At 71.2% G+C, this 17,613-nt stretch carries 18 protein-coding genes; 9 read left to right on the forward strand and 9 right to left on the reverse strand.

What is annotated here, in order from left to right; translation table 11 throughout:
* Positions 1-60: 60 nt before the first annotated feature.
* Entirely contained in the window at positions 61-801 is a 741-nt protein-coding gene (locus LJ657_RS08800) for a hypothetical protein (RefSeq protein WP_232647828.1), read from the forward strand.
* A 111-nt stretch (positions 802-912) separates the two neighbouring features.
* Here the strand turns inward: LJ657_RS08800 and LJ657_RS08805 are convergent, their stop codons facing one another.
* A complete protein-coding gene (locus LJ657_RS08805; RefSeq protein WP_232647829.1) occupies positions 913-1,425 on the reverse strand; it encodes a hypothetical protein in 513 nt (170 codons plus the stop codon).
* Between the two features lie 22 nt (positions 1,426-1,447).
* Positions 1,448-2,566, reverse strand: a complete 1,119-nt coding sequence (locus LJ657_RS08810) for a magnesium and cobalt transport protein CorA (protein WP_232647830.1) — start codon at positions 2,564-2,566, stop codon at positions 1,448-1,450.
* A 456-nt stretch (positions 2,567-3,022) separates the two neighbouring features.
* Here LJ657_RS08810 and LJ657_RS08815 point away from each other — a divergent pair, with 456 nt between their 5' ends.
* The 4 genes from LJ657_RS08815 to LJ657_RS08830 all read left to right on the forward strand — a co-directional run bounded on the left by LJ657_RS08815 (position 3,023) and on the right by LJ657_RS08830 (position 6,169).
* Complete coding sequence (locus tag LJ657_RS08815) at positions 3,023-3,619, forward strand: suppressor of fused domain protein (RefSeq protein ID WP_232647831.1); 597 nt, start codon at positions 3,023-3,025, stop codon at positions 3,617-3,619.
* Positions 3,620-3,805: 186 nt separating this feature from the next.
* The gene (locus LJ657_RS08820) at positions 3,806-4,447 is read left to right on the forward strand and encodes a DUF6758 family protein (protein ID WP_232647832.1); all 642 of its coding nucleotides are present in this window, start codon (positions 3,806-3,808) and stop codon (positions 4,445-4,447) included.
* Positions 4,448-4,642: 195 nt separating this feature from the next.
* Positions 4,643-5,500 carry a PHP domain-containing protein gene (locus tag LJ657_RS08825; protein WP_232647833.1) on the forward strand — a complete coding sequence of 286 codons (858 nt, stop codon included), beginning with the start codon at positions 4,643-4,645 and terminating at the stop codon, positions 5,498-5,500.
* Between the two features lie 63 nt (positions 5,501-5,563).
* Positions 5,564-6,169 carry a MarC family protein gene (locus LJ657_RS08830; protein WP_232647834.1) on the forward strand — a complete coding sequence of 202 codons (606 nt, stop codon included), beginning with the start codon at positions 5,564-5,566 and terminating at the stop codon, positions 6,167-6,169.
* Between the two features lie 116 nt (positions 6,170-6,285).
* Here LJ657_RS08830 and LJ657_RS08835 read toward each other — a convergent pair whose 3' ends face one another.
* Complete coding sequence (locus tag LJ657_RS08835) at positions 6,286-6,438, reverse strand: DUF8834 family protein (RefSeq protein ID WP_232647835.1); 153 nt, start codon at positions 6,436-6,438, stop codon at positions 6,286-6,288.
* A gap of 173 nt (positions 6,439-6,611) precedes the next feature.
* Here LJ657_RS08835 and LJ657_RS08840 point away from each other — a divergent pair, with 173 nt between their 5' ends.
* Positions 6,612-7,505, forward strand: a complete 894-nt coding sequence (locus tag LJ657_RS08840) for an NYN domain-containing protein (protein ID WP_232647836.1) — start codon at positions 6,612-6,614, stop codon at positions 7,503-7,505.
* Between the two features lie 9 nt (positions 7,506-7,514).
* On the opposite strand, the gene LJ657_RS08845 is transcribed toward LJ657_RS08840, so the two are convergent.
* Positions 7,515-8,405, reverse strand: a complete 891-nt coding sequence (locus LJ657_RS08845; protein WP_232647837.1) for an alpha/beta fold hydrolase — start codon at positions 8,403-8,405, stop codon at positions 7,515-7,517.
* Positions 8,406-8,672: 267 nt separating this feature from the next.
* Positions 8,673-11,411, reverse strand: a complete 2,739-nt coding sequence (locus tag LJ657_RS08850) for a DEAD/DEAH box helicase (RefSeq protein WP_232647838.1) — start codon at positions 11,409-11,411, stop codon at positions 8,673-8,675.
* A 471-nt stretch (positions 11,412-11,882) separates the two neighbouring features.
* Between LJ657_RS08850 and LJ657_RS08855 the strand changes: the two genes are divergently transcribed.
* A complete protein-coding gene (locus LJ657_RS08855; protein ID WP_232647839.1) occupies positions 11,883-12,620 on the forward strand; it encodes a ferritin-like fold-containing protein in 738 nt (245 codons plus the stop codon).
* Positions 12,621-12,734: 114 nt separating this feature from the next.
* On the opposite strand, the gene LJ657_RS08860 is transcribed toward LJ657_RS08855, so the two are convergent.
* The 4 genes from LJ657_RS08860 to LJ657_RS08875 all read right to left on the reverse strand — a co-directional run bounded on the left by LJ657_RS08860 (position 12,735) and on the right by LJ657_RS08875 (position 14,650).
* Positions 12,735-13,007: a hypothetical protein gene (locus tag LJ657_RS08860; RefSeq protein WP_232647840.1), complete on the reverse strand. Its 273-nt coding sequence runs from the start codon at positions 13,005-13,007 to the stop codon at positions 12,735-12,737.
* A gap of 188 nt (positions 13,008-13,195) precedes the next feature.
* Positions 13,196-13,423, reverse strand: a complete 228-nt coding sequence (locus LJ657_RS08865) for a DUF3107 domain-containing protein (protein WP_030929216.1) — start codon at positions 13,421-13,423, stop codon at positions 13,196-13,198.
* Between the two features lie 152 nt (positions 13,424-13,575).
* Positions 13,576-14,220 carry a TetR/AcrR family transcriptional regulator gene (locus LJ657_RS08870; RefSeq protein WP_232647841.1) on the reverse strand — a complete coding sequence of 215 codons (645 nt, stop codon included), beginning with the start codon at positions 14,218-14,220 and terminating at the stop codon, positions 13,576-13,578.
* A 205-nt stretch (positions 14,221-14,425) separates the two neighbouring features.
* Positions 14,426-14,650 carry a hypothetical protein gene (locus tag LJ657_RS08875; RefSeq protein WP_232647842.1) on the reverse strand — a complete coding sequence of 75 codons (225 nt, stop codon included), beginning with the start codon at positions 14,648-14,650 and terminating at the stop codon, positions 14,426-14,428.
* A 166-nt stretch (positions 14,651-14,816) separates the two neighbouring features.
* Between LJ657_RS08875 and LJ657_RS08880 the strand changes: the two genes are divergently transcribed.
* Both LJ657_RS08880 and LJ657_RS08885 read left to right on the forward strand, forming a co-directional pair.
* Positions 14,817-15,887 carry an alpha/beta fold hydrolase gene (locus tag LJ657_RS08880; protein ID WP_232647843.1) on the forward strand — a complete coding sequence of 357 codons (1,071 nt, stop codon included), beginning with the start codon at positions 14,817-14,819 and terminating at the stop codon, positions 15,885-15,887.
* An 8-nt stretch (positions 15,888-15,895) separates the two neighbouring features.
* On the forward strand, positions 15,896-17,557 hold the full coding sequence (locus tag LJ657_RS08885) for a DUF3152 domain-containing protein (RefSeq protein ID WP_232647844.1): 1,662 nt from the start codon (positions 15,896-15,898) through the stop codon (positions 17,555-17,557).
* Positions 17,558-17,613 lie beyond the last annotated feature (56 nt).

A 17,613-nucleotide genomic window follows, 5' to 3' on the forward strand; every position in this document is an offset into this window, starting at 1 on the left:
CTCTGCCGTACGCTGCTGGGGCCCTGCCCCACGTCCCTCGACCGAAAGGCAGCCCCACCTGTGACTGCGATTGCCCTGGGCCGAACGCGTCGGACCTCCCTGGTGAGCGCGGTGTGCGCGCTGGTGGTGACGGGGACGGGGTTGCTCGCGGGGTGCAGCGAGGACCCCGACGCGGGTACGAACGGGGTCGGCAAGCTGTCGGCGGACAAGATCCAGTCGAGGACCAGGGCGGCCGCCGAATCCGCCGAGGCGGTGCGGCTCTCCGGAACCGTGGTGACCAACGGGCGGACGTACACACTCGACATGAGCCTGAAGTCCGGCGGCGGCAGCGGCTCGGTCACCTCCAAGGGGGTGGCCTTCGGGCTGCTGCGGATCGGTGAGCAGCTGTATCTCAAGGCCGGCGCGGAGTTCTGGAACCACGTGGACGGCAACAAGGACGCCTCGGCCGGGGGCACGCTCGACGGCAAGTACGTGAAGGTGCCGCAGGGCGACCCCTCGTACAAGAAGTTCAGTGGGTTCACGGACAAGGACGTCCTCCTCGACGGTCTGCTGACCCTGCACGGCGCGCTCGCGACGGACGGCCACCACGAGCAGGCGGGTACCCGAACCATCCGCATCACCGGCGACGAGGGCTCCGGCGGCAAGCTGGACGTCTCCCTGGAGGGCACCCCGTACCCCCTCCGCCTGGAACGCGCAGGCGGCGCAGGCACCCTCACCTTCTCCTCCTGGGGCAAGGACTTCACCCTCACCGAGCCGAAGAAGAGCGACACGGTCGACTACGGCAAGAAGCTGCCGACGTAAGTGACAGCGCCCCTCAAGGGGCGGGGGGCCGTATCGACATGCGGCTCCGCCGCGTGGGCGCGACCAGCCACAACGGTCCCGCAGACGAAAGACGGCCCATCCCGCGGAGCGCTAGCGGCTCCGCCGCTTCCGGAAGAGCAGCCGCGGCAACCCCGCAGGGATCGGCTGACGAGTCGTCGCCGGCGACGGCAGCGGCGCCTCCGCCAGGCTGCCGTCGGGCAGCGGGCCCGAGACTCCCGCCGGCTCCAAGCGGAGCACCCGGCACTCGCGGGCCCACCGGCCCGTCATCGCCTCACCGTCGGGAGCGTTCAGCCGCTTGCCCTTGAGCTCGGCGACCGCCGCCTCCCACGGCTCGGAACCCGGCGTCAGCTCCACGACCTTCGCCGGCCAGGACACCAGCCGCCCGCCCTTGTCCCTGCTGCGGACCGTCACCTCGGCGCCGGCCCCGTCGGCCAGCCCCGGCAGCGGCTGCTCGCCCGGCCCGTCGCCGACGACGCACGCGGCACCCTCGTGCCACACATGCCACAGCGCACGGGCCGCGGAACCCGGGCCCCTGACCCAGATGAGGCCGGACTTCTTGGTGGCCTCCTCGACGAGGGCCTGGTCGAGCAGCTCGCTTGTCATGAGCCCAGCCTATCCAGGCGCCTCACAGCCAGCCGTTCCGCTTCAGCGTGCGGTGGATGCCCAGGCAGATGACCCCGGTCAGCATCATGATCACCGGGTAGCCGTACTTCCAGTGCAGCTCCGGCATGTACTTGAAGTTCATGCCGTACACCCCGCACACCATCGTCGGTACGGCGATGATCGCGGCCCAGGCGGTGATCTTCCGCATGTCCTCGTTCTGCGCGACGGACGCCTGCGCGAGGTTGGCCTGCAGGATCGAGTTCAGCAGTTCGTCGAAGCCGATGACCTGCTCCTGGACGCGGGCGAGGTGGTCGGCGACGTCCCGGAAGTACTTCTGGATGTCGGGGTCGATCAGCCGCATCGGCCGCTCGCTCAGCAGCTGCATGGGCCGCAGCAGCGGCGACACGGCCCGCTTGAACTCCAGCACCTCGCGCTTGAGCTGGTAGATCCGCGCCGAGTCCACACCGCGCGAGACACCGCCCCGGCGCCCCGGCGAGAACACCTCGGTCTCCACCTCGTCGATGTCGTCCTGGACGGCGTCGGCGACCGCGACATAGCCGTCGACGACGTGGTCGGCGATCGCGTGCAGCACCGCCGAGGGCCCCTTGGCGAGCAACTCGGGGTCGTCCTGCAGCCGGTGCCGCAACGCGCGCAGCGAGCCCTGCCCGCCGTGCCGGACGGTGATGAAGAAGTCCCGTCCGGTGAAGCACATGACCTCGCCGGTCTCCACGACCTCGCTGTTGGCGGTGAGCTGGTCGTGCTCGACGTAGTGGATCGTCTTGAAGACGGTGAACAGGGAGTCGTCGTACCGCTCCAGCTTGGGTCGCTGGTGGGCCTGGACGGCGTCCTCGACGGCCAGCGGGTGCAGCCCGAACTCGCGGGCGATACCGGCGAATTCGGCCTCGGTCGGCTCGTGCATCCCGATCCACACGAAGCCCCCGTCGCGGCGCACCAGGCGCATCGCCTCGTGCGGGGTCATCGGCTTGCCCGTGTCGACGCGGGCCCCGTCGCGGTAGACGGCGCAGTCGACGACCGCGGTCGGCGTCGACGGGTCGCGAGTCGTGTCGTACACACCGGTGTCCTTGCGCAGGGAGATGCGGGACGGCCGGACCGCGGCGCGGAGGTCACGGATCATCGACATGGCTGGCTCCTTCGTGACAGGCAGCGAAAGGGCGCCGACGACGGATGGAACTGCCCGGAATGGGGACGTCCTGACTGCGGGTGTTTGGCACGTCCGCAAAGCGGGGAGCACCGCACCGTCGCGGTGGTGAGCTTCGCTACTGATTCAGATCAGACAGATCAGGCACAACGAAACGAAGTGCTCTTCCGCGAGAAGACGTGAGCGTGAAAGGCGGCGGTCAGCCAGAGCCGGATCAGCTGTATCAGCGGCGGGAAGAGCGAGTGGTACTGCACGGGTGACTTCGATCCATGACAGCCCCACCTCCTCCGGCCGGTCCCTCGTAAGGGAGTCTCAATCGGCGTCGGGACTCGATCGCGACGCTCCTGCGTGCTGCCCGAACGACCGGGCCAGAGTATCAGCCGCCCAAACTGTCAAGGTGCAGCTTTGCCCGGTGCTGACGAGTTCTATGCTCACCGCATGGTTGATGTTCTCCCTCTGGTCGAGGCCCGGTTGCGCAGCTCGCTGGGCGAACCGGACGCGCGCGCGGCGGTCACCTTCCTGGGCACGGACCGCATCGAGGTGTTGCGTTTCCGGGACGACTCCAGGGGAGGGGACATCGTCCGCTACGCCACGCTCGGCATGTCCGCGCAGCCGATGAGCGACCCCACCGCGGTGCTCGCCGACCCCGTCAAGGGCCCGCGCGCGGAGCTGGTCCTCTCGGTGCGCGGCGGCCTCGCCGACACCGACAAGGCGCTGCGCCCGCTCGCCGTACTCGCCGCGTCCCCGCAGGTCGAGGGCGTGATCGTGGCGCCCGGTGCCTCGCTCGACGTCGGTGAGCCCCTGTGGCCCGGGGCTCCGTTCAGCTCCGTCCTGGTGGCCGAGCCGGGCGGTCTGATCGAGGACCTCGATCTCGACGAGCCCCTCGATCCGGTCCGCTTCCTGCCCCTGCTCCCCATGACGCCGAACGAGGCCGCCTGGAAGCGCGTGCACGGCGCCCAGGCCCTCCAGGAGCGCTGGCTGACGAACGGGACGGACCTGCGGGATCCGTCCCGCAGGTCCGTCCCGCTGGACTGACCGGTCCGTCCCGCTGGGCCGACCGCCAAGTGAGCAAGCTCACCAACGCGCCGCCGGAACCGGGCAGTTGGTCAAGACCCTGACACCGTGCGTCCCGTTCCGGCGGTGAGGGTTCCGGTGAAGGGTTCCGTCCGGACGGGTGATCGTCCTTGACGTGGCGGAGCGGGGGTAGCACCGTGGGGCCCTATGAGGGGCGAACCCAGTTGCCCGAAGTGTGGTGGCCGGGTCAGGGCTCCCGGACTCTTCTCCGACACCTGGCAGTGCGATGTGCACGGCACCGTGCATCCGCTGCAGCCCGTGATCCCGCCCAGCGTCGAGGCCCTCAGTGTCGTGGTGCATCGCACCCAGGTGCCGGTGTGGATGCCGTGGCCGCTGCCGATCGGCTGGCTGTTCACAGGTGTGGCCTGCGCGGGTGACGACCGCCATGGCGGCCGCGCCACCGCCGTGGCCTGCTCGGGGCCGGGGCCGCTCGGTGGAATAGGGGAGCTGATCCTGGTCGCAGAGGAACTCGGCGTCGGGCTCGGCGCGCGGTACGCGGGGATCGACGGTCCGGATCCGGGTCCGTACATGAACGTCGAGAAGCCGTCCCAGGCCAAGGTGCTGGCGGGTGGGCGCCCCACGCCGCTGTGGCATGTGGCCGGCAGCCCCGACGACCGGGCGGTGTTCGCGGGCGAGGCGCGTGGGCTGTGGCTGTGGGCGGTGGTGTGGCCCGAGCAGTCGGGGTTGTTGATGTACGACGAGTTGGTGCTGACGGATTTGCGGGATGCGGGGGCGGAGGTCGAACTGGTGCCGTGCGGGGCGCTCTCGCCGCGCTTGCTCGAGCCGTAGCGCCCACGGGGTGGGGAGCTGGGGCGCGCGTCCGGCGTCTGCGGGTCCGATGTCGCTGGTCGCGCAGTTCCTCGCGCCCCCGAACGGCGGTTGCTGTAGGGGGCGCTCTGTATGTGCGGGTGTGACAGGGGGCCGTGAAAATCCGGTTATCCTTGAGCGTCCGCTTCTGTTCCGTCACCGCTTGGAGTCTGCGTAGTGCGTATCGACCTGCACGCCCACTCCACTGCTTCCGACGGTACGGACACCCCGGCTGAGCTGGTGCGGAATGCTGCCGCGGCCGGGCTGGACGTTGTTGCGCTGACCGATCACGACACCACTCGTGGGTATGCCGAGGCGATGGCCGCGGTGCCGGAGGGGCTCACGCTCGTCACCGGCGCCGAGCTGTCCTGTCGTGTCGACGGTGTCTCCATGCACATGCTCGCCTACCTCTTCGATCCCGAGGAGCCGACGCTGCTCGCCGAGCGCGAGCTGGTGCGCGACGACCGGGTGCCGCGGGCCCAGGGCATGGTCGCCAAGCTGAACGGGCTGGGCGTGCCGGTCACCTGGGAGCAGGTCGAGCGGATCGCCGGGGGCGGTTCCGTCGGCCGGCCGCATGTCGCGACCGCGCTCGTCGAGCTCGGCGTCGTACCGACCGTGAGCGACGCGTTCACCGAGGAGTGGCTGGCCGACGGCGGGCGGGCCTTCGTCGAGAAGCACGAGACGGATCCCTTCGAGGCGATCCGGCTGGTCAAGGCCGCGGGCGGGGTCACCGTCTTCGCGCACCCGGGCGCCAGCAAGCGCGGCCGCACTGTGCCGGAGGCCGCGATCGCCGAGATGGCCGCCGCCGGGCTCGACGGCATCGAGGTCGAGCACATGGACCATGACGAGGAGACCAGGGCGCGGCTGCGCGGACTGGCCGGGGAACTGGGGCTGCTGACCACCGGGTCCAGCGACTACCACGGCAGCCGTAAGACGTGCGTGCTCGGCGAGTACGTCACGGATCCCGAGGTGTACGGGGAGATCACGCGGCGGGCCACCGGGGCGTTCCCGGTGCCGGGGACCGGCGGAGCCTGAGGGCCCCCTCCGCACCTGCCGTTCCCGTCCATCACCATTTCCTGCAAGGCGTGTAGCTCACCCATGTTCGACGTCGCCGTCTTCGGCTCCCTGTTCCTGACCCTTTTTGTCATCATGGATCCCCCTGGGATCACCCCGATCTTCCTCGCCCTGACCGCCGGGCGCCCCGGCAAGGTGCAGAAGCGGATGGCCTTCCAGGCCGTGTGCGTGGCGGGCGGCGTGATCACCGTCTTCGGGCTGCTGGGGCACCAGATCCTCAACTACCTGCACGTCTCCGTGCCCGCGCTGATGATCGCGGGCGGGCTGCTGCTCCTGCTCATCGCCCTCGACCTGCTGACCGGCAAGACCGACGAGCCGAAGCAGACCAAGGACGTCAATGTGGCGCTCGTACCGCTGGGCATGCCGCTGCTGGCCGGCCCCGGTGCCATCGTGTCCGTCATCCTCGCCGTGCAGAAGGCCGACAGCGTGGCCACACAGGTGTCGGTGTGGTGCGCGATCCTCGCCATCCATGTCGTGCTGTGGTTCGTGATGCGCTACTCGCTGCTGATCATCCGGGTCATCAAGGACGGGGGCGTGGTCCTGGTGACGCGGCTCGCGGGCATGATGCTCTCCGCGATCGCCGTGCAGCAGATCATCAACGGCATCACGCAGGTGATCAAGGGCGCCTGAGAGGTGCGTATGGGCGCCTGAGAGGTACGTATGCGCAGAGCCCCCGTACGGCGTCGATGCCGTACGGGGGCTCTGAAGCTTCAGCGGTGATCCGCGTCTGTTGCGTTTGCGTCGTGTTACGCGGCCGAACTCTCGGCCGGCCGGATCCAGAGCCGCTGTCCGATGGCGGCGGCATGCTGGACGATCCGGTTGACGGAGGCGGCGTCCACGACAGTGCTGTCCACGGTCGTGCCGTCGACCTCGTCGAGTCGCATGATTTCGAAGCGCATGGCCTCTCCCTTCGTCTCGCTGTGTACGTCCTAGTCAACGGCTTGCGTGTTACAAACATTCCCTACGCTAAAGAAATTTTTCGAACGTCTAACTACTAGCGGGTAAGGCACCGCCGAGGAGACCGACCGGGAGCGGTTGTGTCCGCAGCGTGACCGCCGGGACAATGGAGGCGATGAATGACGACCTCGCGGCCCTCAGCGCCCGCATCGACCGCACGAACGAGCTGCTGCAGCGGATGCTCGCCGAGGTGGCGAAGACACCCTCGACCCATGCGATCTTCGTCGACGCGGGGTACCTGTACGCGGCCGCGGGCCGGCTGGTCGCGGGGACGGAGGACCGACGCGCCTTCGATCTGGACGCGGAAGGCCTGATCGAGGCGCTCATCGACCGGGCCCGCACGATCTTCGCGGACAGCCGACTGCTCCGCGTCTACTGGTACGACGGCGCGCGACGCCGCATCCACACCGCCGAGCAGCAGTCGATCGCCGAACTCCCGGACGTGAAGGTCCGGCTGGGCAACCTGAACGCCAACAACCAGCAGAAAGGCGTCGATTCGCTGATCAGATCGGACCTGGAGTCACTGGCCAGACACCGGGCGATCAGCGACGCGGCACTGCTCGGCGGCGACGAGGACCTGGTGTCGGCGGTCGAGGCGGCGCAGGGCTACGGGGCGCGCGTCCACCTGTGGGGCATCGAGGCTCCCGAGGGGCGCAACCAGGCGGAGCCCCTGCTCTGGGAGGTCGACAGCCAGCGCACCCTCGACCTCGACTTCTTCAAGCCGTACGTCTTCCGGCGCACCGCGGCCGCCTACGAGGCCACCGCCGCCCGGCCCGGCCGTGACGACGTCCGCTTCGTCGGGGCGCAGATCGCCGCGAAGTGGCTGGCCGCGCGGGGCCGCGACTCCCTGGCGGAACTGCTGCCCGGCCACCCCTATCTGCCGGGCTCGGTGGACCAGGACCTGCTGGTGGAGGCGGAGGGACTGCTCCAGTACTCCCTGCGCGGCCAGGCCGACCTGCGGCGCGCGCTGCGGGACGGGTTCTGGGAGCACCTGCAGTCGCAGTACTAGCAGCGGCGCTTACCGGCGGTCCTGTGCGCTGTCCCAGAAGTCGGCGAAGGCGCGGGCCGTGTCGAGGGGATTGTCGGTGTTGGGGGAGTGTTCGGCGCCCTGCACGACAGTGCGGTGCGCGTGCAGACGCAGTGCCATGTCGTCGAGCAGGGGCACCGGCCAGGTGTCGTCCTGGGAACCCGACAGCACGTGGAACGGCAGCGGTACGGCGGCCAGCTCGGCCACCCGGTCAGGTTCGACGCACAACTGACGGCCGGTCACGAGGAGTTGGGCCGGTTTGTTGCCCAGCCAGCGGCGGCGCAGGTCGTCCCGGTCGTCGAGGCCGCCGTCCAGTTCCCCGGACTCGCCGGTCTCGGTCTCCTCCGGCGGCTCCATGGCCTGGATCGCCTCCCACACCTCGGCCATGCTCATTACGGCGAGCGCGTCGCGGAGCAGCTTGACGCGCTGCTGCTGGGAGCCGGAGATCTGGGCGGGGCCGGAGGCCATGAGGGTGAGGGAGAGGAAGGGGGCGTGGTCCAGGAGGACCGCGGCTCGTGCGATCTGCCCGCCGAGGGAGTGGCCGACGAGGTGCACGGGGGTGTCGAGCGCGGCCGCCTGGGCGAGCACGTCCCGCGCCAACTCGGCCTGGGCGTAGGCCGATTCGTCGGTCTCGGGGCCGTCGGACTCGTACTGCCCCCGTCCGTCCACCGCGACGGTCCGGTAACCGCGTGCCGCGAGCGGCCGGTGCAGCGGGTTGTAGTCCTCCTTGCTGCCGGTGAACCCGGGCAGCAGCAGCGCGGTTCCCTTGGGGGCGACGCCGTCCGCCACGGGCGCGTCGACGACGGCGAACTCTCCGCGCGCGGTGCGCAGCGCGTACGCGCGGGCGCCGGGGGGCGGGGTGAAGGTCGGGGGCCTGCTCATGAGGTGAGGTTATCCGGCCGGGGTGGCAACGGCGCCAGTACCTCCTCCATCCGGACCGGGTGCCGGGGCCGACGGCTTCGGCCCGCCGTCATGCCCCACCTGCCCACCGCCGCAGCGGGCTCCCGCGGGCCCTGAGGGCGATCCTCGCCGCCTCGCTGGGCCTGGTGCCGGCCCTGCTCGGGTGTCGGGGAGGGGGACCGGCGCCGGAACGCCGACGGCCCGGCCCCCTCCTGTGAGGTGGGGCCGGGCCGTCGGTGAGTGAGCGAATCAGCTCTCCGCAGGCTCCGCGGCGGCCGTGGCCTTCCGCGTACGACGCGCCCTGGGCTTCGCCTCCGCCGTGTCGGCGGCGGCCACGGCGGGTGCCGCGGCCTTCCGGGCGCGGGTCCGGGGCTTGGCCTCGGGCTCCTCGGCGGCCTGCGCCGGGATCTCCGCGACGGCGGTGGCCTTGCGGGTGCGGCGCGGCTTGGCCTCGGCCGTGTCGACCGCGGCGGTCGCCGCCTTCCGCGTGCGGGGCTTCGCCTCTGCGGTGGTCTCCGCGGCGGTGGCCGTCTTGCGGGTGCGGCGCGGCTTGGCCTCCGTGCCCTCGGCGGTGTCGACCGAGGCCTCGACGGCTGCCGCCGCCTTGCGGGTACGCCGTGGGTTCGCCACCTCCGGCGCCGGGGCGGCGACGGCAACGGCCTTGCGGGTACGGCGAGGCTTGGCCTCGACCGCATCGGCGGTGGTCTCCGCGGCGGTGGCCGTCTTGCGGGTGCGCCGCGGCTTGGCCTCCGCGGCCTCGGCGGTGTCGACCGCGGTCTCCGCGGCGGTGGTCGCCTTGCGTGTACGCCGGGGCTTGGCCTCGGTCGCTTCGGCGGTGGCCTCCGCGGTGGCGGCCGTCTTGCGGGTGCGGGGCTTGGCCTCGGTGGCCTCGGCCGTGGGCTCGGCGGCTGCCGTCGCCTTGCGGGTGCGGCGGCGCGGTGCGGTCTGTGTCGGTTCCGACGCCGACTCGGTGGTGCCCTCGGCCGTGTCGACCGCGGTTTCAGCGGCGGTGGTCGCCTTGCGTGTACGCCGGGGCTTGGCCTCGGTCGCTTCGGCGGTGGCCTCCGCGGTGGCGGCCGTCTTGAGGGTGCGGGGCTTGGCCTCGGTGGCCTCGGCCGTGGGCTCGGCGGCTGCCGTCGCCTTGCGGGTGCGGCGGCGCGGTGCGGTCTGTGTCGGTTCCGACGCCGACTCGGTGGTGCCCTCGGCCGTGTCGACCGCGGTCTCCGCGGCGGTAGCCACCTTGCGGGTCCGGGTGCGGGGCTTGGCCTCGGTGACCTCGGCGGTGTCGACCGCCGTCTCCGCAGCGGCTGCCGTCGCCTTGCGCGTACGGCGACGCGGCGTGGCGGGAGCCTCGGGCTCCGCGGCCGGCGGGGCTTCCTCTATCGCCGGGGCCTCGGCGGTGAGCGACTCCGCGGCGGCCGTGCTCTCCGCGGACCTGCGGGTGCGGCGGCGGCGCGGCTTCGACGAGGCCTCGGGGGTGTCCAGGGCCGGGCCCTCCGCCGTCGTGACGGCGGCTTCAGCGGCCTCGGGTGCCGTGGCCGCGGCCGTCACCGGCTCCGCCGCCGAACCGCTGCGGGTGCGGCGACGGCGACGTGGAGTGCGGGGACCGGCGGCCTCCTCCGGCGACGAGACCGCCGTCGAGGCGTCCGGAGTGGCCGTCGCGTCCAAGTGCGAACCGCCGCGGGTACGGCGGCGGCGACGCGGCGTGCGCTCCGTGCGCTCGCGCTCGGTGGACCCGGACTCGCCCCGGCCACCCCGCTCGGGGCGGCCACCGCGACCGCGTGCACCGCGGCCGCCGGTCTCGCCCAGGTCCTCGAGCACCTCCGCGTCCAGCCCGGCACGCGTGCGCTCGGCGCGCGGCAGAACACCCTTGGTGCCCGCGGGGATGCTCAGTTCCTCGAAGAGGTGCGGGGACGTGGAGTACGTCTCCGGCGGGTCGTTGAAGTTCAGCTCCAGCGCCTTGTTGATCAGCTGCCAGCGCGGGATGTCGTCCCAGTCGACGAGCGTGATCGCGATGCCCTTGGCGCCCGCACGACCGGTACGGCCGATGCGGTGCAGGTACGTCTTCTCCTCTTCGGGAGACTGGTAGTTGATGACGTGGGTCACGCCTTCGACGTCGATGCCGCGGGCGGCGACGTCGGTGCAGACGAGGACGTCCACCTTGCCGTTGCGGAAGGCGCGCAGCGCCTGCTCGCGGGCGCCCTGGCCGAGGTCGCCGTGGACCGCGCCGGCCGCGAAACCGCGCTGCTTGAGCTGGTCGGCGAGGTCGGCCGCGGTGCGCTTCGTACGGCAGAAGACCATGACCAGTCCCCGGCCGTCGGCCTGCAGTATGCGCGCGACCAGTTCGGGCTTGTCCATGTTGTGCGCGCGGTACACGTGCTGCTGGGTGTTCGCGACCGTCTTGCCCTCGTCGTCCGGCGCGGTGGCGCGGATGTGCGTGGGCTGCGACATGTAGCGGCGCGCGAGACCGATGACCGCGCCCGGCATGGTCGCCGAGAACAGCATGGTCTGCCGACGGGCCGGCAGCAGGTTGATGATCTTCTCGACGTCAGGCAGGAAGCCCAGGTCGAGCATCTCGTCGGCCTCGTCGAGGACAAGGGCCTTGACGTGCTTGAGGTTGAGCTTCTTCTGGCCCGCGAGGTCCAGCAGCCGGCCAGGCGTGCCGACGACCACGTCGACGCCCTGCTTGAGGGCCTCGACCTGCGGCTCGTAGGCCCGGCCGCCGTAGATGGCGAGAACGCGTACGTTGCGCACCTTGCCCGCGGTCAGCAGGTCGTTGGTGACCTGCGTGCACAGCTCGCGCGTGGGGACGACGACGAGCGCCTGCGGGGTGTCGGTGAGGTCCTCGGGCTTCGCGCGGCCCGCCTCCACGTCCGCGGGGACGGTGACGCGCTCGAGGAGCGGGAGGCCGAAGCCCAGCGTCTTGCCGGTGCCGGTCTTGGCCTGGCCGATGACGTCCGTGCCCGTGAGGGCGACGGGGAGGGTCATCTCCTGGATGGGGAAGGGGGTGATGATACCGACGGCCTCGAGGGCCTCGGCGGTCTCGGGAAGGATGCCGAGATCTCTGAACGTGGTAGTCAGGGTGCTGCCTCTTCTGTGTGCGCGGTGCGAGGCGAGCGCGGGGGTCTTTGACGGACCGTGCCGGGGACGTCGGCTGCCTTACGGGCTTGCCGTAGGGCACGGGACCACTGCCGACGCTCTAGCGCTCGTACCGCTGAGGGGTCTCCCTCCGGATTCCGTACGCAATGTGCCGTACGGATAAGGAGGGCTGTCGGGTCGGAGCCGATCGGGCCACCGACCGGGCATCCTCATACGTGCGGCCCGTCGAGTAGTCGGCAGGCGCATTACCACCATACCCCGGAATCACGCACACGCGATGGCCGATTTGGTCACGTAGCCGTCATCACACTGATTGACCAGGGACTTCCAGGGCTCGGCAAGCGGACTATTGTGCGCTTCATGACGACGCCTGACAACACCTCTGACGCACCCGCCGAGCAGACCGGAGTGGCCGCCCAGGACTGGGGCCGGGCCTCCGCGGACCCCCAGTACCGGGCCGCGGTCGTCGATCTCCTCGGTGCCCTCGCGTACGGCGAACTCGCAGCGTTCGAGCGGCTCGCGGAGGACGCCAAGCTGGCGCCGACGCTGGCGGACAAGGCGGCACTGGCCAAGATGGCGTCGGCGGAGTTCCACCACTTCGAGCGGCTGCGCGACCGGCTCACGGAGATCGGCGAGGAGCCCACGCGCGCGATGGAGCCGTTCGTCGCCGCCCTGGACGGCTTCCACAAGCAGACCGCGCCCTCGGACTGGCTGGAAGGGCTCGTCAAGGCCTACGTCGGCGACTCGATCGCCAGCGACTTCTACCGCGAGGTCGCCGCGCGGCTCGACGCGGACTCGCGTGAGCTGGTGCTGGCCGTGCTGGACGACACCGGGCACGCCGGTTTCGCCGTGGAGAAGGTGCGCGCCGCGATCGACGCCGACCCGCGCGTGGGCGGCCGTCTCGCGTTGTGGGCCCGGCGTCTCATGGGCGAGGCCCTGTCGCAGTCCCAGCGGGTGGTCGCGGACCGCGACGCGCTGTCGACGATGCTCGTCGGCGGCGTCGCGGACGGCTTCGACCTGGCCGAGGTCGGCCGGATGTTCTCGCGGATCACCGAGGCCCACACGAAGCGGATGGCTGCGCTGGGCCTGGCGGCGTAGCGCTCTGCGAGGCGGCTTCGGCTGTCTCGCGGCTGCGGGTCGCGGGGGCTGGTCGCGCCCACGTGGCGGAGCCGCACATAGACAAGGCCCCGCGCCCCTACGGGGGCGTTGTTCCTACGCCGGCGCTGATCGTCGGCGCAGCCTCCCGGCCGGGCGCACCAGCAGCGACAGCGAGGCCGCGGAGACGATCGCAGCGCCGAGCAGGATCAGCAGGAAGTTGCCGGGGTCCAGCGCGCTGTGCGTGACGAAGGCGCCGAAGAGGGCTCCGGCGATCCCGGTCGCGAGCACCAGGGAACGGGTGGGCAGCCGGTCGGACAGGCGGTGGATCGCCGCCCCCGCCAGCACAAGACCGAGAAGTACGGAACCGAGCGCTTCGAACAACAACATGGAGTCCCTCCCACACGGCCACACTGCCCATCACGGTCGTAGCCCGTCATACCCGTGACCTGCGGAATGCAATCCTCCCCTGTGCGTGACTTGTGCTCCAGATGTGGAGAAAAAAATCTCGGGGCGAAGCCGAAGGGGCCCGGCGACCATCGGCCGCCGGGCCCCTTCGGTGATGTGCTGTTGTGCGCCTACAGCGCTCCGAAACCCACCTTGCGCGGGGCCGGCTCGCCGAGCTCGACGTAGGCGAGGCGCTCGGCCGGGACGAGGACCTTGCGGCCGTGCTCGTCCACGAGGGTCAGCAGCTGTGACTTGCCGGCCAGTGCCTCGGCCACGACCCGCTCGACCTCCTCGGCACTCTGACCGCTCTCCAGAACGATCTCGCGGGGCGCGTGCTGCACGCCGATCTTGACCTCCACGGCTATGTCCCTCCGACGGTCAGTGAAGTGCGCGACCTTTACGCGCCGTACCCAGCACACATTAGCCCGGTGAGGGGACCTGCACCCTCCGCGCCTGCACGCCAGGAGCGAACAGCCGACGGGAACAAACGGCCGGTACGCGCGCGTGCGAGTCAGTGGGGCTGGTCGATGCCGTGCAGCGGGAAGCCCGCGATACCGCGCCAGGCCAGCGAGGTCAGCAGCTGCACCGCCTGGTCGCGCGGCACGCTGCGGTCGCTGTGCAGCCAGGACCGGGCCACCACCTGGGCGAGGCCGCCGAGGCCGGAGGCCAGCAGCATCGACTCCGCGCGCGAGAGGCCGGTGTCCTCGGCGATGACCTCGCAGATCGCCTCCGCGCACTCGGTCGTGACCTTGTCGACGCGCTCGCGCACCGCGGGCTCGTTCGTCAGGTCGGACTCGAAGACCAGGCGGAAGGCGCCGCCGTCGTCCTCGACGTACGCGAAGTAGGCGTCCATCGTCGCCCGTACACGCTGCTTGTTGTCGGTCGTCGACGCGAGTGCTCCGCGTACCGCGCCGATCAGCGACTCGCAGTGCTGGTCCAGCAGGGCGAGGTAGAGGTCGAGCTTGCCCGGGAAGTGCTGGTAGAGCACCGGCTTGCTGACGCCGGCGCGCTCGGCGATGTCGTCCATCGCGGCCGCGTGGTACCCCTGCGCCACAAAGACTTCCTGTGCGGCGCCCAGCAACTGGTTCCGTCGGGCACGGCGCGGCAGGCGCGTGCCCCGCGGGCGTGCTGCCTCTGTCTGCTCGATGGCTGTCACGCCGCCTCCCAAAATCGTCCACATGCGGTGTGCGCCGCGCGGCCATCGTACTTTTCGGTAACCCTGTCGTGCGCGGTGCGAGCGCAGAATTTCACGGACCGGACGGTGGCGAAAGCCGTACAGAGGGTTTCAAAACGGATCGAAGCGGGCAGCATGTCACCTCGTTCCAGCTCAGCGGCACACTCCGTCGCCCCGCAACCGCTTGTCAGCGGTAGTCGTCCTCGTCGGTGGAGACGACGCGGCGCTGCTCGACGAGGTCGGCCTCGTTCGCGCGGGCCGGGTCCACGTCCTCAAGAGGGTCGTCGCGGTCCGGTGCGGGGTGTGCGTACTGGTCCGCGGCGTCGTTCTCGGGGGCCTCGAGGTCGATCTCGTGGGCTTCCTGTGTGTCCTCGTCCACGAACGTCTCGGGATCGGTGGGGTCTACGGCCATGGTTGGGCTCCCTTCCTACGAATGTCCCTGCGACGGAGCAGGGGCCACTGCGGGTGCCCTCTTTACGAGCCTAGGAGACACCCGATCCGGACGCTATGCGGTGTGCCCCGCGATCTGTGACCGCGAACACATGAGCCACTGCGTGATCGTCTCGTAACATTGCCGCATGTCTTCGACCGAGCTGCCCTCCGTGCCGGCGACCACTGCGCTACCGAAGGTGGCGCCCGTCAGGGTCGCGGAGGGTGAGCGGCTCAGGTCGGTGGGGCTGCCGGGGATCACGCTGTCGGTACGGTCGAGACCACCGGCCCGTGAGGGACTGCCGCCCGCGCTGTACGTCCACGGGCTGGGCGGTTCCTCGCAGAACTGGTCGGCGCTGATGCAGCAGCTGGAGGGGGTCGTCGACGGCGAGGCGGTCGACCTGCCGGGCTTCGGTGACTCGCCGCCGCCGGACGACGGCGACTACTCGGTGACCGGCCACGCGCGCGCGGTCATCCGTTTTCTCGACGCGGCCGGCCGTGGGCCCGTGCACCTCTTCGGCAACTCGCTCGGCGGCGCCGTCGCCACCCGTGTCGCGGCGCTGCGGCCCGACCTGGTCCGGACGCTCACGCTGGTGTCGCCTGCGCTGCCGGAGATCCGCGTCCAGCGGACCGCGGTCCCCACGGCGCTGCTGGCGCTGCCCGGTGTCACCGCGCTCTTCACCCGGTTCACCAAGGAGTGGTCCGCGGAGGAGCGGGTCCGCGGGGTCACGGCGCTCTGTTACGGCGACCCCGGTCGGGTGACACCGGAAGGTTTCCGCAACGCGGTCGAGGAGATGGAGCGGCGCCTTCAACTGCCGTACTTCTGGGACGCGTTGACGCGCTCCGCGCGCGGAGTGGTGAATGCCTACACGCTGAGCGGCCAGCACGGCCTGTGGCGCCAGGCCGAGCGCGTCCTCGCCCCGACCCTGCTCGTCTACGGCGGCCGGGACCAGCTCGTCGGCTTCCGCATGGCCCAGCGGGCGGCCCGCGCTTTCCGTGGGTCCCGTCTGCTCACCCTGCCGGACGCGGGGCATGTCGCGATGATGGAGTACCCCGAGACGGTGGCCCGCGCCTTCTGCGAACTCCTCGGTGAGAGAGGAGAGCCGACCGGCGGCTTCCCGTCCGGCGAGCCGGCTTCCCTCGCAGCCGCGGCTTCCCCCGACGGAGGCGGTCCGGTCGTCGACGACGGCGAGACCGCCGCCGAGAGCGCGGGGAGCTGAGGGCCGACGTGGGACGCCACAGCCGCCGCGGGGGCGCTGCCGCCGCGAAGGGCGACGCCGGTGACATAGGTGCGGGGCAGGGCGGCAGGCCGGCCGCCGGTACAGGATCCGTTCCGGGGGCGCAGCAAGGCGGTGCGGTGGGCCGCCGGGTGCCCGGACCGTCGGGCGGGCAGCAGCGGGCCCCGATGTCCGGGACGCCGAGGACGCCGGACGGCACGCCCGCGCGCGGGGTGCCGCGATTCCCTGACGGCACGCCTGCCCGTGGGGTGCCGCGATTCCCTGACGGCACGCCTGCCCGTGGGGTGCCGCGGGTTGCCGAGGGTGCGCCCGGGCGTGGAGTGCCGCGTCTGCCGGACGGCACTCCCGCGCATGGGGTGCCGCGGTCTGCGGACGGTACCCCCGCGCGGGGAGTGCCTCGTCTGCCCGATGGAACGCCGGTGCACGGTGTCCCGCGTCTCGCTGACGGCACGCCTGCCCGTGGGGTGCCGCGGGTTGCCGAGGGCACGCCCGGGCGCGGCGTCCCCCGCCTCCCCGATGGCACCCCCGTCCGCGGCACCCCCCAAGTCCGCAGTGGTCATCCCGAGCAGCGTGAAGCCGGTGGTGGATGGGGTGAGTTGAGGGGGCCGGCCGGTGCGGGGCCCGGTGCCCCGATACCGCGGCAGCGGCAGGCGCCGCCCGGTGGGCCGCGGCAGGACTACCTCGAAGCCTTCGGCGAGGACGAGGACGACGACGTCTTCGCGCCCCGTAGCGGTGTCTCGGCGCACGCCTCGGACCCGTATGCCCCCGTCACCGACTGGGACCCCGACACGGGGGTCGGCGTCCCCTCCGAGACGGACGACGACGCGCCCCCGACCGGCGTGCCCGCGCAGGCGAAGGGAGGCAAGGGGCGGACGTTCACCGGTATCGCGGCCGCCGCTGTCACCACCGTGCTGGCCGTCGTCGTCGCCGGTCAGGTCACGCACGGGCGCGAAGGCGCCGGCATCGGGACGCAGTCGGCCACCGACCAGGCGCGGGACGCCCGGGACTCGGGTACGCAGTCGTCGCCGTCCGGGTCGCCGGGCGTGGCGACGCTCACGTATGCGCAGGCGATGGCGGAGAAGTACCCGCTCAGCGCCACGCTCAAGGCGTCGGGGAAGTTCGACGCGGTCCCCGGGGTCGACAAGGCGCCGGGGACGGGCCAGAAGTACACCTACCGCGTGGACGTGGAGCAGGGGCTCGGGCTCGACGGCGAACTCTTCGCCCAGGCCGTGCAGAAGACGCTCAACGACAACCGGAGCTGGGCCCACAACGGTGCCCGCACCTTCGAGCGCATCTACACCGGTAAACCCGACTTCGTGATCACGCTCGCCAGCCCCGGGACGACGGCGAAATGGTGCGCGAAGTCCGGACTCGACACCACCGAGGACAACGTCTCGTGCGACTCGGCCGCCACCGAGCGCGTGATGATCAACGCGTACAGATGGGCGCAGGGATCGAAGACATACGGTGATCAAATTCACGCCTACCGGCAGATGCTGATCAACCACGAGGTCGGTCACCGGCTCGGCTACAGCCATGTCACCTGCAGCAAGAGCGGCCAGCTCGCGCCGGTCATGCAGCAGCAGACCAAGTTCCTCGACCACGATGGGATCCACTGTCTGCCCAACCCCTGGCCGTATCCCGGGAGTTGACAGACGCCTCATGTGTCACGTTGACATGCCCAGAAAGTTCATACATATTTCTGGGC

The sequence above is a fragment of the Streptomyces guryensis genome (genome assembly GCF_021261325.1).
Taxonomy (GTDB): Bacteria; Actinomycetota; Actinomycetes; order Streptomycetales; family Streptomycetaceae; genus Streptomyces; species Streptomyces guryensis.

Bases quoted from the DNA above. Each gene is read 5' to 3' on its own strand.
- LJ657_RS08840 (WP_232647836.1), top strand. From the start codon at position 6,612: ATGAATGACGACCTCGCGGCCCTCAGCGCCCGCATCGACCGCACGAAC.
- LJ657_RS08850 (WP_232647838.1), bottom strand. From the start codon at position 11,411: ATGACCCTCCCCGTCGCCCTCACGGGCACGGACGTCATCGGCCAGGCC.
- LJ657_RS08815 (WP_232647831.1), top strand. From the start codon at position 3,023: ATGGTTGATGTTCTCCCTCTGGTCGAGGCCCGGTTGCGCAGCTCGCTG.
- LJ657_RS08880 (WP_232647843.1), top strand. From the start codon at position 14,817: ATGTCTTCGACCGAGCTGCCCTCCGTGCCGGCGACCACTGCGCTACCG.
- LJ657_RS08875 (WP_232647842.1), bottom strand. From the start codon at position 14,650: ATGGCCGTAGACCCCACCGATCCCGAGACGTTCGTGGACGAGGACACA.
- LJ657_RS08860 (WP_232647840.1), bottom strand. From the start codon at position 13,007: ATGTTGTTGTTCGAAGCGCTCGGTTCCGTACTTCTCGGTCTTGTGCTG.
- LJ657_RS08830 (WP_232647834.1), top strand. From the start codon at position 5,564: ATGTTCGACGTCGCCGTCTTCGGCTCCCTGTTCCTGACCCTTTTTGTC.
- LJ657_RS08820 (WP_232647832.1), top strand. From the start codon at position 3,806: ATGAGGGGCGAACCCAGTTGCCCGAAGTGTGGTGGCCGGGTCAGGGCT.
- LJ657_RS08835 (WP_232647835.1), bottom strand. From the start codon at position 6,438: ATGCGCTTCGAAATCATGCGACTCGACGAGGTCGACGGCACGACCGTG.
- LJ657_RS08845 (WP_232647837.1), bottom strand. From the start codon at position 8,405: ATGAGCAGGCCCCCGACCTTCACCCCGCCCCCCGGCGCCCGCGCGTAC.
- LJ657_RS08855 (WP_232647839.1), top strand. From the start codon at position 11,883: ATGACGACGCCTGACAACACCTCTGACGCACCCGCCGAGCAGACCGGA.
- LJ657_RS08810 (WP_232647830.1), bottom strand. From the start codon at position 2,566: ATGTCGATGATCCGTGACCTCCGCGCCGCGGTCCGGCCGTCCCGCATC.
- LJ657_RS08805 (WP_232647829.1), bottom strand. From the start codon at position 1,425: ATGACAAGCGAGCTGCTCGACCAGGCCCTCGTCGAGGAGGCCACCAAG.